Origin of the sequence: Sphingobacterium sp. WOUb80 (assembly GCF_050058145.1) — a bacterium.
Lineage (GTDB): Bacteria > Bacteroidota > Bacteroidia > Sphingobacteriales > Sphingobacteriaceae > Sphingobacterium.
In genome coordinates this window covers 6267601-6283835 of sequence record NZ_CP165617.1, presented here as the reverse complement: position 1 = coordinate 6283835, position 16235 = coordinate 6267601, and the positions used below count along the sequence as shown (strand labels likewise).

Sequence of the window (16235 nt, the reverse complement as noted above, 5' to 3'; positions counted from 1 at the left end):
AAGGAAACATGCTACTTTTACTCCTTATCAATAGGGAGACAAGTAAACATCCATTTCAATGGATTTTGCCAGTCTTTCCCTTTTAATTTTCCAACAGGCAACTTGACCACAATTGTATTCCACCCTTTACGCAATTGAACTATGGCAGGACTTCGATAACTATACCCCTCATCAATCAATGGGATTTCCAGATCTCCCTTCTGGCCCGCATGCTGCCAATCCGGAGGGAGCACTTCATGTTCATTGACCCAAAGTCTACTCATCCTGTCGTCCCATGTGCCCAAATTTGGTGAATCACTGGCATACGAACGGGAAAGATCATTAAAACCGATCCAAAATTCCTTATTGCCCTGCACGTCACTCCAGATCCGACTCACAGCATACAGTGTGCTATTTTCAGCAGGATCATCTATGGCCCCTTTTACGACATCAGACCACCAATGGCGTAATACGATTGTGCCACCATAAAACTCACCGATCTTTTTTAAAGAAGTAAAATTTCCTTTCGCTTCCTCATTTAAACTCATACTTAGGTTGCCTTTATTTTGCAGAGGTCCATACAATACCCATTTCTGTTTACTTTGCTGATAATAAGGAAAAATAAGATCTCTAAAATACAAATGCTTATGCTGGATCAGGCGCTCCTCAAATGCTGTAAATTCGGCGAGCCCTTCCCGATCCGTTTTGATATTGCTACGCCATTCAAAATCTCCTCCACCGCACCAGCTACGTTCTGCGAAAGTCAACAAAGCAGGATAAACTGCATTCTGATGAAATATATCCTGTTCATGATTGACCGCACGATCAGGCCATGAACAGAGTGTTGCCCCCATTAACTTTTCATTTTCCGATGTCTGCCCCCCCAATTGCCTGTAAAATAACGTCGTCACAGCTTCCAAGGGATCCATATGGTTTATATACAAGTGCTTTGAATCAATTACCTCGAAAGGAGAATCTTTCGTCATCGCTTGTGGTCCCCCCATCCAAAGCTGACGAATTGTCTGTGGCTGCAGGTTGCCACCGGGTTCCCAACCAATAGTCTTCATCCCCAAGCTTTCTGTCCATTTTGTCATAAACGGTAAAAATTGCTGATTGTGAATTTTTACTTCATCTCCTCCGATATGCAAATAAGGTAATCCTGGATAAGTGACAGCAAACTCCCTCACTAATTCCTTGAGAACGGCTAGACCACTATCGCTCTGCATATCAGTTTTAAAATACCGTCGAAAGGCAGCCGAGTGCCCCGGCATATCAATTTCAGGTACGAGCTGAATATGTCTGTCCCGACAATATCGGATCAGCTCCCGCATCTCGTCAATCGTATAATACTTTCCGCGCCACCGGTCCATGTTGGAAGAATCAGTCAGACCTGGGTAGTTCTTGCTGGCAAGTCGCCAGGCAATATCCTCCGTGAAATGGAAATGGAAAATATTAAGTTTATACCGCGCCATGATGTCGACTTGCTCTTTGAGTACATCTAGAGACTGAAAATTTCGTCCTACGTCAACTAGATATCCGCGCCAGCGAAAAGAAGGATAATCTGTAATGGAGCAATAGGGTAACTGCCCATCCTGACCGCCCAGTTGCCGCAACGTTTGTAAGGCGTAGAAAATACCGGCACTCGTTCTGGCCTCAATCCGTATTCCCTGTTGATCCACAGCAATACGGTAAGCCTCTAAAGATGCAGATGGCAGATCCAATTGCTTATCACAAAAGATAGCGATATCACTATTCTTGAAACTCTCAAAATCAATCTTAGTTACATTCCAATCTTTTAGCAAGACACTTAGTGTCTGTCTATCAAAATCTGACACCTCGCCTTTGATATGAACACGAACAAGATGCTGAATAGAATAGTTTCCTGTTTTCCATTTCACAGAACGCGGCATAGGAAGCAGTGGCCTGATTGAATCCGGCAGACAACGTAAAGGACTGATAAAAAAAAGAATAATAATCAGCGTAGAGAGGAAGATATTTCGCGTAGCTTCTTGTCGTCTCATGATCTTTTACTTAATCGAGTTAAATTCCTTCAATATTTGCATACAATACCACTCTTGGCGAGGGAGGTGAAAAGGACCTTTAAATAAATTTCCCTTAGCCGTTTGCGCAATCTTTCCGTCGCGATGGAGGTAACCATACCATTCACCATTGAGTTTATCGTGGAAATGGTCATAGGCATATTGATTGATCTGTTGATGCCAGCTTTTATATTTTTCATTGCCGGTTACCACATAAGCGAGCAATGTTGCTATAATTGTTTCATTCTGTGGCCACCAGAATTTCATATCTTGCCAGTATTCTTGTACAGGTTTTCCGTATACATCTCTAAAGTATAGAATACCACCATATTCTTTGTCCCAGCCACGTTCCCACATATAATCCAGCATACGGCAGCCTAGACCAATCAAATGCGGATCATGGTCTCGGTATCTAGCTTCATGGAGGATAAACCAAGCTCCTTCGATGGCATGCCCGGGATTGAGAGTACGACCGTCAATATGATCGACAATTTCACCATTAGGCCCTACTTGTTCCATCACACAACGGATATCATCTTTAACAAAGTCACGTTCAATCTGTGCAATACAATCGCTGATAACGATATCACAGCGCGGATCGCCAATCGTTTCGCGAATCTGTTGCGCGGTATTGATCATGATCATCGGTACACCGATTCCCTTCATGGGTCTCGTCGCTTCATACTTTGGTTCAATCAGCCTTTCTCCATTTGCATATGCGAGACAAATTCCAAAAAGATGACGAGCTTCATCTGCAATATCTTCGTCTCCAGTAGCTTTAGCATAAGCTGCGAAAGCGATGGCGGCAAATGTTTCCGAAAAGAAATAGCGGCGCATGCGAATAGGATTCCCCAGACGATCGACGTGAAAATACATTTTCCCATTTTCGTCAAAGCAATGTTTTTTCAAAAATTCATAACCTATCCGGGCACCTTCTAACCATTCTTCTTTCTGTTCTACAGTTGTGTAAAGGGTAGACAGCAGCCAGCAAGCACGTCCCTGAATCCATACGGCTTTATCTGTATCAATTAAAGTACCATCGTGGTCACGCATGAATAGGTACCCACCACATTCATGGTCAATCGATCTTGGAAACCAAAATGGTACAGTATCTTTTAAAAGCTGATCACGATAAAAAACTTCCATCTCCTTCAAGTAATCAGTGTCTATTATTTTTGCAATATCTTTTATGCTTATCTGTTTCATCTTTTCTAATTTTTATAGCAATTCATTTTGTGTTTATTTAATCGTCAAATCGAAAGTGGACACCGGTGTTCCGATTTCATTTTGAAGATTTGCCCTGCTAAAAGGTTCATATCCATACAGAATTCTCATTACTTCGCCATTTGGCTTATTGATTTCGACAGTATTGTCAGAAAGGATATTTGCCCGTACATTAAAAATCCTTCCCTTATTGTCCACCACCTGAAAGCCTTTCACAGTTGTATTTCCATTGGTTTTTAATTTTGTACAATGATCAAATGTCAATAGCAGCCGATCATCGTAAACCCGATATTGAATAGGGTTTGGATGATCCGCATTTAATACCGCCCCATACAGATGCTGACTTGCTAGATTTGCCAAACGCTGTCCTACCAAGATCTTTTCTCGGGGATGCACATCCAAAGAATCGCCCGCATCGAGCGTCACTGCCATATAGGTACCTGAGATCTGTTTCTCCAGTAAACGTTGAGAGTTTCTAAAATTCCCCCAGGATGGTCTATCTAGACTTGTTAACTGAACAAAGAAGAAGGGCAGATCCTGATGAAAACTTTTGCGCCAGGAAGAAACCAATGTTTTAAAAAGGCGCTCGTGAAGTTCAATATTATGCGCATTGCTTTCACCTTGATACCAGAGTATGCCTTTCAACCCTGTGCCCAACCACTTGCTGACCCCCGCTTCAAAATTATAGGCAGGTTGATAAGGATGGCGCTGATTTTTCACGTTAGAATGGACCAAATTTTGACTGGCGCGCTCTCGGCAGAAATCCTGCAGAAAATCTGATTTTTGCCAGCTATGGATATACGAGGCCAGCAAATCATCGCTTTCCAGGGATTTCCGGTCGATCCAGGATTCCGTATTGGATCCTCCAACGGACAGATCGATAATACCGATAGGAATATGTTGTTCTTCGGTGAGTTTTTCCGCAAATGAATAGGCTACCGCTGAGAACTTTGCTGCTTCATCCGCTGTTGCTTGACTCCAGTTGCCATGGAAATACGTAAGGTCATTCACCTTTTTTAATGTAGTAGAATCCCAAGCCACGGCATCGGTTTCAACTAGATTTCCACATTTAAAAAGGCGTAGATTCTTTCGCGAAGATGCATTTTTGATCAGCGATTCACTTTTTAGGGCCCGACGCAGTGGAAAAGCCATATTCGATTGGCCGGAAGCTAGGTAAACATCGCCAAAAAGAATATTTTTCAATTCGATGTTCTTTCCACCCGAGCTCACCTTTATTTCATAAGGTCCTCCTGCCTCCATTCTAGGAAGCTTTATCTCCCAGAATCCATCCAGATTCACATGGGTCCTATAGCTCTTCTGATTAAATGCAAGTTTGATCTCAGCAGCTGCAGTGCCCTTACCATAGATACGATTTTCCCAGTTACGCTGAAGCACCATATTTGAACCAATCGTTTCGGCCAGCTGCAAATCTTGCGTAATCGGGGTCAGTACATGAGCTATTTGTGCAGCAATCAATGCAGCTCCTTGCTTATTTGGATGTAAATAGTCGTCAAAAAGATCTATTCGAGCACAGAGCGGGCTATTGAGGTCGATCAGTCCGACCTGATTATTCTTTGCAATCTGAGGAATCAACATCTGAATCTGGTCATACCAATCTCGCGTACCAGATAGAAACCGGGGATGACCGCTAAAAATAGGAGTCAACCGACAGATGTAAATTTGTACGCTGGGATTAACAGATCGTATGGAATCAATCAGCGTCGCGTAATCTGATGCAAAGGAGTTCTTATAATTCGGCCAGTTTCTCGGATCGGTATCATTGAGTCCCAGGTGAATAATGGCAACATCAGGTTTAAAATCCAATGCTTTCTGATATTCTTCCGTTTTATAATAAGGTCTATGCCCCTTTCGTAGAAGTGTAGCTCCTGAATGGCCAAAATTCCTCACTTCAAACCGTTGGCTCAGCAATGCTTGAAGCTGGCTCGGATAAGAATCCTCCACAGGATTGCCGAGCCCATAACCAAAGGTTACGGAGTTACCTATGCAAGCTATTTTAATTCGCCCCTGCCCCAGGGAGACAGAGATCGAGATAATCAAACATAAAAGCAAAGCTCCCTTTTTTGAAATATAGATTGGCATCATGTCGATTAAGGATTTCATATTCATGATCTATTAATTCAGGATATCGCTACGATTACTTTTCCATTGTTTTCGGTTTAAGAAATAGGAGTTGCAACAACAGTGCTAGCAGTACCGCTGCCCCCAATAATGCAAAACCTAACCCAAAATGGCCTTCATCCTTAAATTTCCCCAACCATTGTGTGATCATAGCTCCAGCAAACACCCCCACCATATTCATAAAGCCATAAGCGGTTGCCCGCAAATTTTTGGGAACAACCTGACAAAGAATAGGCATATTGTTGGCATCGAATATGCCAAAACCAATTCCAAAACAGACTGCCGCTCCCCCAACTGCAGGTAAGGTCTGGCCTAATCCCAAAAACAATAAAGCGGGTATGGTCAGTCCAAGGCCAATTGCGCTGGTATAAATACGTCCACGGATATGCTTCTGTGCCCAGCGGTCACTCAGTATTCCGCCGGCTATAACCCCAATAAAAGATGAGATAGCGATTGTAATCGTAGACAATGGGCCTGCGTTGGCCATTGGGATATTCAGGCTGTCAGCGAACAAGGTTGGAAGCCAATTTTTGATGGCCCAGCCCGGTAAGCTTGGAGCCGCGAAATAAAACAATAGAATCCAGAATGCAACATTGGAAAATAACAGCAATAAGCTTTTGGAAAGAGGTAATTGGCTTTCCGCAGTGCTTTCTTCATCTGAAGACGTATGTTTTTTCTCCATCAATAAAATCGCGAGCAGCAATGCATAACATATTCCGACAATTCCAAACCAATGAAAAGCGGTATGCCATCCTTTTGATGCCGCCAATGTTGCACCAAAGCCACCTAAGGCTTGACCTGTATAGAGCCCCGTCATATGTAGTCCAATAGCCAGCGATCGATTTTTTCCGGTATGGTAATCTGCGATCAAGGAAAGGGCAGTCGGGATATACAGTGCTTCACTAAATCCCATAATTGCCCGCAATACCAATAGTGTTGAATAATCATGCGCCATCCCCATACCATAAGTAACTGCTGACCACACAAATAGACTACCCACGATCAGCCATTTTCTATTGCTTCTATCGGCGACAATACCAGCGATGGGACTCATAATGCCATATATGTAGAGAAAAACAGCCATCAATACACCAAAAGTTTCGGCACTTTGCAATTGCGGAATATCGACCTGCATCGCATCACGCATAGTCGACAGCATCTGCCGATCCATATAATTCAGCAAGGCTACTCCCCAAAGGAGCGCTACAACCAGCCACGGGTAAAAAGATTTATGTCGTAAAGAAGAGATCATTTCAAGCTTTATCAGGTTTATATGAGTTTTTATATCTTATTTTTTCAATGCTATTTGTTAGAAAATGTTGCTACTAAAACCTCAGGAGTACGAACGCCCGCCTTAATTTCACCACTGGGCAAAATGATCATGTCGTCCCAGACAACAGCTGTCGTGGTTACAGGTCCATTCGATGGCAAATCCCCCATCCGGTTCCATTTATCCGAATGTAGATCGTAACGCCATATTGCTCTACCGAAGCCAGGATGGTTGATTTGTAATTTATTTTTAGCATCAATGAGTTTCTGTCGCTGCAATGGGTTTGTTTCCTTTTTAGCATCAAAGATCAGCGCTTCTACCTGATGGAAGGTATTGCCCCGATCAGCACTCAATAACCATATCCCTTGGTCTGGTAATACACAGGCAGTTCCTGCTGCCGCGGAAAAAGGAATGTCAGTCCGTTTGGACCAAGTAATTCCAGTATCGGTTGAGCACCATAATTCATGATATAACGTCGAAGGGCGCTCCGAATGAGCCTTTCTTCCACCAAGTAGATAAAGATCATTTTGGCTATTGGACAACAATTGCAAATGGGAGACTGCATAGGGTAATTTTCCCACACAGACCCATCCCTTTTCAAGATTCTCTAGATCCAATTGCAACACCTGGTCTGATACAGCATCAGGCGTTTCACCACCGGCAACGAAAAGTTTATTCCCATGAGCTACCGCTCCCATATTGGCTAGCGGAAATGGGAGATTCGGAAAGTCTAACACCGTAATTTTCTTGGCGTAGCTATCATACTTAATCAGTCTACAAGCAGCTGTCTTTCCACCTGTCGTCTCTCCTCCTATAACCAGCAATCCATCGGGTAGGCTCAGGCTAGCAGCATAAGCAACCGCCACAGAAAGACTATCCTGCGCTGCTAAGCGTAGTCCCGCTCCCTCTTTTCTATAAATAAAGACTTCTTTTTGGATCTCTTTCGTTCCGCCTTCCCAGGGTGGTAAATGTGGGAAATTCGCTCCACCGGCAATCAGGAGACAATCACCCGTGACACCAGCTATTGGTCCTGCCAGACCAATATGAGCTTTCCCTTGCTGCACAGACGGCAATTCAATGGATTGATGCCATTCCAATCGGCCAACCTGTGCGTGAACAGCACTTGTAAACAATATTCCCACAATAACTCCCATCCAATGTTGTTTTGTCATATCTATTTATTCTTGAACCTACAGTCCAGCCTGTTGTAATTTCCCTCTCGATGTAAGCACTCATGATACTCATCTCGAGAGGGAGATCTATTTTACTGTGCACAAAACGTCTGAAAATTAAGTTTGTTCACATCACTCTTAAAGAGTTCAAATTGCTCCGCCGAAATATTCTTTACAGGCAGTCTAAATGCTCCGCAATCAAGCCCAATCAATTTCATATACGATTTCCCTACTGAAATACCACCATACTTCCCTAACAAAGTGATCATATCGATAGATTGCTGCTGCAAAGCCTTAGCTTTTTCAACATCTCCTCTATCATACGCATCGATAAGTTCAAGGTATAAAGGTGCGGCATAGTTATAGGTACTTCCGACAGCACCTTTGTTACCCAATACCAAAGCGGACAGCATATTCTCATCTCTTCCCCATAACATATCATACTTGCGATCTGCATAATTCATACAGCTTAGAAAATCCATAAAATCTTCGTGCGTATATTTGATTCCTTTAAAATTGGGTATCACCCCATCAATCTGTTTCAACAGGTCGATCATCGGGAAATTCCCGCCGGTCAATACTGGGATATGATAATAGTAGAAAGCCGTATTCGGTGCCGCACGTGCAATTTCGACACAACATTTTGCCAGCTGATCTACGTTGGCGGGTTTAAAATAAGATGGTGACGTAAATGACACGGCATCTACCCCTGCATGCTCGGCCAGCCTAGCCAATTGTTGACATTCTTTGATATTCGTCCCGCCCAGAAGCATCATGAGTATAAACGCATCGTCGTCTTTTGTTAAACTGGCCCAAGCTGTCATCACCGCAACTTTTTCCTCAAAAGTCAACGATACACCTTCTCCGGTAGAGCCACAGATAAAGGCACCCGTTACCCGGTTGCGCTTTAACATCGCATAGTATTGCGGAATCAGCTCAAGATTCAATTCTCCGTTTTCATCGAAAGGAGTAAATGGCGCTGCAATTAATCCTGAGATTTTTTGATTTAGCATATGATATTTTTATTTAATATGATCGTATTTTTCAATGAGTAACTAAAACGAAGCGTAACCTTTTGTTTGCACCAGCAGCCGGTTATTGGTCAACGCATCTCTATTAATCGGCCATAAAAGGCGAAATGATTCTGCTACTGGCAATGAAGTATACTTATAAACAAAACTATCGCCCATTCTTCTCAAATCATACCAATATTTCCCCTCGCCAATAAATTCCAATTTGCGTTCTTTTAAAATTGCTTCCATGGGATCGCTGTCTATCTTCTGATTCGGAAAACCAAAAGTACCTTCGTTGTAATTACTTCCAAAAGCCCGGGCTCGAACCAAATTGATTTCCTCTTTGGGACTTTCACCGAGTAGCACCTTAGCTTCAGCTAACAGCAAGAGTAAATCTGCATAACGATAGATTGGAAAATCATTCGTGAATGCCCGAGATCCGGCATTTTGCTCACCTTGATATTTTTTCAGGAAACAACCGGCCAGATTGAACTTCCCTGTCTCATCTTTTGAATAGGCTGCTTGAATGGATGTGTTTTTACGCTGATCCAAATCGCTATAATCTCTATACGAACGAATACGTGTCGGTGCGCGTAATATTCCGCCATAATTTTCAGCTGTTACGGTGAATTTTCTATTGGAAAGCGAGTCATAATAATTGGCGATAAGCCCCGATTGCGGAACAAAATCAGATATAAAGCCTAAAGTCGCTTCATTTAATTGATGACGCGCCACAAAAATCATTTCACTGTTACCGCGATTGGTTGAGGAAAACAGACCAGAAAAATCGGATTGCAGAGACAAGGTTAGATTTGATTTTATATCCGATAAAGCATTTTTCGCAGTTAAGGCAGCCTCTTTTCCCCCACCTCGATGTGCGTTCCAAAGATTTACTTCTGCTTTAAGCATTAATGTTGCAGCTTTTGACCAATACGATTTTGTATTCTTCACGGAATAATCTGTTCCAAAAGATGTCAAAGAACTTTCTAAATCCGAAGCAACAAGACCTAAAACATCCGAAGCTGGCGAGGCAGCTTTGGCAAGGTTGGTAATATCAATATTTCCAACAGGTTCTGTCTGTAGGACAACATCTCCCCAGGAACGATATAACTGAAAATAGTAAAATGCACGCATTCCATAGGCAATTCCTAAATAGTAACCTTTATTTTGCGCTGTTACAATCTCAGTTGTATTGAGTTTGCTGATCAACAAATTGATCTGATTAATATTTTCGTAAAATGCACCAAAATTGCTCACCCCTGGGTTATCGAGATCCAAATTATGATTCCACATTCTTTCTAGCCCCTGTGGAGCTTCACCTGTAAAAGACGATGTCGTTCCAGGATCATTGCCAAAGACCTCCCCCTGGTATTCACCCAAAAGCACAAATGCGCGCTCATGATTCCGAAATCTCGCGTGTAGACCACTGACAAACGAATCAAACTGATCGGCTGTCTTCCAATAATTCCCATCGCTGATTGTACTTACGGGATTTAATTCTAGATTTTTATTACAGGAACTTAATAGGCCTAGTCCCAATACTATTGCCAAGTGTAAGGTTTTTATATTGATTTTCATCGTTTTCAATTTTTAAGATTAAAAGGATAGTTGAACACCGAGGACATAAGATCTTGGTGTGGGATATGTACCTAAATATATACCTGTAACCAAATTATTCGCATCTACTGGAGGCTCAGGCGATGGACCCGAGAATTTTGTGATATAAAAAAGATTAGATCCGGTAAAATAAATTCGTGCATGCGAAAATACCCGCGATTTTTCGAGCAATGATTTGGGCATGTCATACGAAAGAGTCAGCTCACGCAGGGCCAAATAATCGCCTTTTTCATAAAATCTCGAATTGTTGCTATTCAACACTGAATTGGCATTGTTTCCACGCGTATAATTCTGTTTGGATCCACCTACCTGATCTGCAAAATAGACCTTTGGAATATCCGTTATAGTATTGGTCGGTGACCAAGCTTGTTTTTGCAGTTCAATATAATTGAAGGTACCCTGATAATTACCCAATGTTCTTGCGACAAGATCATTGTATATTTTATGTCCCAGCGCAAACTCCCAATTTGAAAAAAGACTCAGATTCTTATAGCTTAAATTAGTTGTAAAACCGCCTGTCCATTTAGGGTTGATATTACCAATATAAACTTGATCACGTGAATCGATAATATCATTGCCATCAACATCCAGCCAATTGACATCTCCAGGCGTAATTCTTCCATTTTTTCCAATAGGAAGATTCGGCCCAGTAATTCCAGCAATATTATCCGTACGGTTACCGGCAATTGAACTTACCTCAGCATCATCTTTAAAGATGGACACTTGTTTATATGCATAAATATCCCCTAGAGATTGCCCCTCTTGATACCCACCTACCCATTTAACTTGCCCCGATGCTGGATCATAAACCTGTAGTCCACCTTGACGATTGTTTTCATTGCCATTATTCGGTAACTCCAATATTTTATTTTTCACAAACGCGGCATTGGCTCCGATATTCAAATTAATCCCATCTGGATTTCTAAGCACGCGAGCTTGTAAACCAAACTCCAATCCTTTGTTTTGTAAAGTGCCTAAGTTGGTATTTATAGACGAGAAACCGATATAGCTAGGCAAAGTCAGATCCGTTAAAAGGTTTTTAGTTTTTCTATTGTAATAATCGAATAGTAAGGTTACACGGTCTTTCCATAAACCTAAATCTAAACCTACACCTGTAGTTTTACTCGTTTCCCAAACCAGATTTCCATTTACGGGCTGAGTATTAAGGTACCCAGCGGTTCCGTTATAATTAGTTTGCAAGGAATAAGTTCCCTGAACTTCATATCTTCCTAATCCGTTTATATTTCCATTTTCTCCATAACTCAGTCTAGGCTTCAAAGTTGAAATATACTCCGCTAATTTGGTATTCTTAAAAAATGCTTCTTGATGAACATTCCACCCAGCAGAAAGACCAGGGAAGAACCCCCAACGATGGCCATCTGCTAAGCTCGATACGCCATCTAAACGGTACACAGCGTTTAACAAATATTTCCCATCATAGTCATAAGCCAGACGTCCCATGGAAGAAATAATTCGATATTCAGATTTTGAAGAAGTATTGTTACCCGCTACGAAAACGGTCGATGCATTAACGGTTGGTATATCGTCGGTAGGCGCATTCTTCCCGTAAACTTGCATGTAATCTGTCTTCGTATTAAAATATTCCGCTCCCAGCATAGCGTTCAGATTATGCTTCTCACCAAATGTCTTGGTATAATTTAAAATACCGTTGAACTGCGTTTGAAAATCGCGATTTATATTGCGATAGGCATCTCTTGAAGTACTGCCTATAGTTTCGGGATTAGAAAACACATTGGCATAGGTCTGGGTCGATTTTTGAAAGAACTCATTCAATACCTCTTTCATATAGGCATTTCCGGAGACTTTGAGGTATAAACCAGGAATAATATCCCATTTTATCGAACCATTTACGACAATGCGATTCGTTTCATTATTTCTCTCCATACGACTCAACCAATACAATGGATTCCCATCATTGATGCCATTGCCTGGATTGGGCCTGGTCTTCGCCTCATCAACCCAAGGATTGAATGTAGGCCAAATAGCCAAGTTCCGATATAATGCATTTATTTCAGATCCGCCAACCCCATATTGAGAAGCAGTTGACAAATTGACAGAGGTGGCGACCTCCAGATTCGGTTTCAGCTTATATGAACCATTTAGATCTGCAGTATACCGTTTATAATTGGAGCCTACTATGATTCCATTCTCATCATATGCATCAAATGCGGCGAAATATTTTCCTCTATCATTACCCCCGGACACATTCACATAATGATCCTTCGTGTACGTATTTCGAAATAAGATATCCTCAACTTCACCGGAATGATCCTTATAAATTATCTGACCACCATAGGGGTCATCAACAAGTTGCCAGCCTTTAGCTAATAATGGATCCAAATCAGCTGTGTAACGACGAATATCGAACGAAGATAAATTTGCGTTATCGGTCAATAGTCCCAGTCCCCTGGATCCGTTAGCTGTCTCTATTGTTTTACCAGCATTTAAATACCCCAAACGCGTATAATAAATGTAATCCCCAGCATTCATATAACGATACCCCTCACGGCGTTGGTTAAAGCCTCCTGTAAATTTATAAGATATGTTCGATACACCCGATTTACCTGTTTTGGTAGTAATCAAAACTACACCATTATTTGCACGAGCTCCATAGATTGCCGTTGCAGAAGCATCTTTTAGAAGTTCGATGGATTCGATATTATCCGAACTCACATCATTCATTTCACGAATGACACCGTCTATGACCACCAATGGGGGACTAGAACTTTTAATTGATGCTCCACCGCGTAATTTTAACATCGGCGCTGCACCAGGCGTACCCGATTTGTTTACCACCTGTAATCCAGGTACAGTCCCCTGTAATGCTGTAGCAACATTAGAACGAGGTGTATTTTGTAAAACAGTTTTATCGACCTTTGCGATTGAACCGGTTACACTTCTCCTATTTTGTGTTCCGTATCCTACCACAACAACCTCATCCATTTGCTCAACCTTAGATTCAAGCTTAATATCCAATTGATTTAATTGCCCAACTTTTACCTCGTATGGTCTATACCCCGTAGACGTAATCACTAAAATAGTATTGGGATTGGTACTGATGGAGAACGTTCCATCGGTATTTGACTGCAGAGATTGGCTGGATCCTTTGACCTTTACAGTCACATTTCCTAGTAATTCTCCAGTTTTTGCATCGGTAATTTTTCCCCGCACGGCATGGTCCTGTGCTTGAGCCAAGAGCATATTGCCCGTCAATATAGACAGGGTAAGCAGGGTTCGTAATTTTAGGTTTGAATACATATTGGTTTGTATTAAGTATTACATATATGCAAATATATAAATTACAAAATATAAAAAACAAATTTAAATCAAATTATGTATAACATATTAATCACTTTTATTAATTATCTTTGTCTTAACGCGCCTAATGCGCTATATGTAATATATATGGAACCGAATTCTTCGCTGATAGAACATCTTAATACAATTGATACCTCTTCGCTAGTAGATCGTGCAGAAAAAGAAATCATCAATCTTTTTGTCAATCAGGGTTTAAAAGTTGGAGATGCATTACCTAAGGAAATTGAATTGGCCGAAACCCTTGGTGTAAGTCGTACAGTAGTTCGCGAAGCCATGTTGCGGTTGCGTATGGTCGGATTGATCGAATCCAAAAAACATCGTGGGGCCGTTTTAACAAGTCCAGATCTTATAAAACCGCTACGCAAATCACTTTATCCAACCATCATGGAAAATAAGACCCTACAGGATCTTTTTGAAATGCGCATGGTTCTGGAAGTAGGTATGGCCGATATCCTCTTTGAACATATACAAGAAAAAGATATTGAGGAGCTCGAAGCAATCGTTGCAAAAGAACCTATACAAGCAGATAATACAATTTTTGATATTGAAACCGAAATTGCCTTTCATGGTAAACTTTATGAAATCACGGGTAATACCATCCTGAAAGATTTCCAGAATATGTTGTTACCTGTTTTTCAATATGTACATAGTAGTGGTCTACTGACCAGCCCCAGCCCTTCAAAAAGCTTCATCTCGCACCGGGGATTAGTCGATATATTGAAAGTAGGCAATGCTGAAGTATTCCGAAATGCGATGCGCAAACATCTTGATAATCATTACCAACGGCTCTTTTTGTATAAGAAATCTGTTGGGTAAACGGCACTTAAATAGCAGCATAAACACATATAAAAGCCCAATAGTTAGTATATTGGGCTTTTTCTTTTACCTGCGTTATTTAATTTGAACCATCCAATTTATCCTCCTTCCAAACTAGCGTAGCTGGTGAAATTTTTGCAGTTGATTCGGTATCATGAGTAAATCCGCTATATCCTTAAATTCAATCACGAAAAACATCAGCCATGTATGACATAAAAACATTTTCCAGGGGGGCATTTCGTCTCAATGTCTTTATCGCCCCACCTATTCCGATAGCAAAAGTACGACTATACCATGGGGAGGAAGTGTGAAGTTTCTATTTTGGCCAAGCTTCCCATCCTCCTGATGACGCCATAAATCTTTCACTCTATTTTTCGGAGACAAACTCAGTGCTTTTGCATCCAATGTAAATTGGGTTTCAATATTCGATCTATTGAGAATTGCCAGTGCTTTATTCTTTGGATTGGCCAATTCTTTCTTCCATACTTCTACCTCTCCTGCCTTCAGGACACATTGGGCCTGTTTAAAAGCCTTGTCCTGATTTAGCGCAATCATTTCTTTATTCGTCAATATAGCGAGTGTCTCCTTCGAAATTTTACGCAGATCATTTCCCGCCATCAAAGGTGAATTCAGCATGCACCACATTGAAAAATGTGTTTTATCCTCTTCATGAGTCATCCCATTGCCCACTTGAAGCATATCCATATCATTATAATGGCCTGGTGAGCTATAAGGATATAGATTACGATTGAGATCGATAATATGCAGCACCGAAGCAAAATTCGGCTGTATATCTTGCGAGATACGCCAAGAATCTACTTGCTTAATTGCCCAATTTCCAGGAAATTGCCAGCGGCAAAGATTAAACCCTACATCAGGACGAACCGCCCGCACCGCTGTTATTATTTTTGTGTATTGCTCGCGATCATCTAGTTTCATTTCCAATCCACCACACCAGTCTACTTTGATAAAATCAAAATTCCATGTTTTAAAAAACAACGCAGCATCCTCACGTTCATGGCCATACATACCAACACCAATGCCCTTAGGATCTTTATCCCAAATTGAGCCACAGGTATTTTTTCCGCCTTCCGAATACAATCCCGCTTTTAACCCCTTAGAATGAATATAATCGGATAAGGCCCGCATTCCATTGGGAAATTTTGAACGATCTTCGTAAAGTTTTCCTTCCGCATCTCTCCCTCCAAAATATCCATCATCCACATTGATATAGTTGTATCCTGCATCATGCAAGCCGGTAGTGATCATTGCATCAGCCTGCTCCCGAATCAACTTTTCGTCAATATGAATCCGAAAACTATTCCAACTGCTCCAACCCATAATGGGTGGTTTTGCCTCTTGCCCCACCGCTCTCAGGCTCCAATTACCTATTAGAGCCACTAATAGAACGCTCTTGAATAATAACTTAAATCTCATAACTTCTTATAAAAAATTGATTTACTTGTCCTTTTCTCTATTTTCCAGCCTTCAGCTCAAAAATAGCAATAGGTAATGATATGGGAAAGTAAATTCAACATCACAACTATTTTATGTAACACATAACAATTAATCGGTAATTATAAATGTATCAAAAAAGAAAGATCTTTAACCTTCAAAAAGCCCCAAT

General features: G+C 41.3%; 10 protein-coding genes. 1 reads left to right on the top strand and 9 read right to left on the bottom strand.

Annotated elements, in window-relative coordinates:
• Window positions 1-17: 17 nt before the first annotated feature.
• The 8 genes from AB1Z56_RS25900 to AB1Z56_RS25865 form a co-directional block, all read right to left on the bottom strand.
• The gene (locus tag AB1Z56_RS25900; protein WP_426790512.1) at window positions 18-2000 is read right to left on the bottom strand and encodes a family 20 glycosylhydrolase; all 1983 of its coding nucleotides are present in this window, start codon (window positions 1998-2000) and stop codon (window positions 18-20) included.
• A gap of 6 nt (window positions 2001-2006) precedes the next feature.
• Window positions 2007-3224: an AGE family epimerase/isomerase gene (locus tag AB1Z56_RS25895; protein ID WP_426790511.1), complete on the bottom strand. Its 1218-nt coding sequence runs from the start codon at window positions 3222-3224 to the stop codon at window positions 2007-2009.
• A 33-nt stretch (window positions 3225-3257) separates the two neighbouring features.
• The gene (locus AB1Z56_RS25890; protein ID WP_426790510.1) at window positions 3258-5363 is read right to left on the bottom strand and encodes a GDSL-type esterase/lipase family protein; all 2106 of its coding nucleotides are present in this window, start codon (window positions 5361-5363) and stop codon (window positions 3258-3260) included.
• Between the two features lie 34 nt (window positions 5364-5397).
• Entirely contained in the window at window positions 5398-6633 is a 1236-nt protein-coding gene (locus AB1Z56_RS25885; protein ID WP_426790509.1) for an MFS transporter, read from the bottom strand.
• A 50-nt stretch (window positions 6634-6683) separates the two neighbouring features.
• Window positions 6684-7823, bottom strand: coding sequence for a hypothetical protein (locus AB1Z56_RS25880; protein ID WP_426790508.1), 1140 nt, complete (start codon window positions 7821-7823; stop codon window positions 6684-6686).
• A 92-nt stretch (window positions 7824-7915) separates the two neighbouring features.
• The gene (locus AB1Z56_RS25875) at window positions 7916-8836 is read right to left on the bottom strand and encodes a dihydrodipicolinate synthase family protein (protein WP_426790507.1); all 921 of its coding nucleotides are present in this window, start codon (window positions 8834-8836) and stop codon (window positions 7916-7918) included.
• Window positions 8837-8878: 42 nt separating this feature from the next.
• Entirely contained in the window at window positions 8879-10414 is a 1536-nt protein-coding gene (gene nanU / locus AB1Z56_RS25870) for a SusD family outer membrane lipoprotein NanU (RefSeq protein WP_426790506.1), read from the bottom strand.
• Between the two features lie 18 nt (window positions 10415-10432).
• A complete protein-coding gene (locus tag AB1Z56_RS25865; RefSeq protein WP_426790505.1) occupies window positions 10433-13732 on the bottom strand; it encodes a SusC/RagA family TonB-linked outer membrane protein in 3300 nt (1099 codons plus the stop codon).
• Window positions 13733-13879: 147 nt separating this feature from the next.
• Between AB1Z56_RS25865 and AB1Z56_RS25860 the strand changes: the two genes are divergently transcribed.
• Window positions 13880-14608 carry a FadR/GntR family transcriptional regulator gene (locus AB1Z56_RS25860; RefSeq protein ID WP_293888089.1) on the top strand — a complete coding sequence of 243 codons (729 nt, stop codon included), beginning with the start codon at window positions 13880-13882 and terminating at the stop codon, window positions 14606-14608.
• 264 nt (window positions 14609-14872) lie between these two features.
• Here the strand turns inward: AB1Z56_RS25860 and AB1Z56_RS25855 are convergent, their stop codons facing one another.
• The gene (locus AB1Z56_RS25855) at window positions 14873-16045 is read right to left on the bottom strand and encodes a glycoside hydrolase family 27 protein (protein ID WP_426790504.1); all 1173 of its coding nucleotides are present in this window, start codon (window positions 16043-16045) and stop codon (window positions 14873-14875) included.
• Window positions 16046-16235: the final 190 nt, after the last annotated feature.

Excerpts from the sequence above, each read along its gene's own strand:
- AB1Z56_RS25900 (WP_426790512.1), bottom strand. The coding sequence starts at position 2,000 with ATGAGACGACAAGAAGCTACGCGAAATATCTTCCTCTCTACGCTGATT.
- AB1Z56_RS25895 (WP_426790511.1), bottom strand. The coding sequence starts at position 3,224 with ATGAAACAGATAAGCATAAAAGATATTGCAAAAATAATAGACACTGAT.
- AB1Z56_RS25890 (WP_426790510.1), bottom strand. The coding sequence starts at position 5,363 with ATGAAATCCTTAATCGACATGATGCCAATCTATATTTCAAAAAAGGGA.
- AB1Z56_RS25885 (WP_426790509.1), bottom strand. The coding sequence starts at position 6,633 with ATGATCTCTTCTTTACGACATAAATCTTTTTACCCGTGGCTGGTTGTA.
- AB1Z56_RS25880 (WP_426790508.1), bottom strand. The coding sequence starts at position 7,823 with ATGACAAAACAACATTGGATGGGAGTTATTGTGGGAATATTGTTTACA.
- AB1Z56_RS25875 (WP_426790507.1), bottom strand. The coding sequence starts at position 8,836 with ATGCTAAATCAAAAAATCTCAGGATTAATTGCAGCGCCATTTACTCCT.
- nanU (WP_426790506.1), bottom strand. The coding sequence starts at position 10,414 with ATGAAAATCAATATAAAAACCTTACACTTGGCAATAGTATTGGGACTA.
- AB1Z56_RS25865 (WP_426790505.1), bottom strand. The coding sequence starts at position 13,732 with ATGTATTCAAACCTAAAATTACGAACCCTGCTTACCCTGTCTATATTG.
- AB1Z56_RS25860 (WP_293888089.1), top strand. The coding sequence starts at position 13,880 with ATGGAACCGAATTCTTCGCTGATAGAACATCTTAATACAATTGATACC.
- AB1Z56_RS25855 (WP_426790504.1), bottom strand. The coding sequence starts at position 16,045 with ATGAGATTTAAGTTATTATTCAAGAGCGTTCTATTAGTGGCTCTAATA.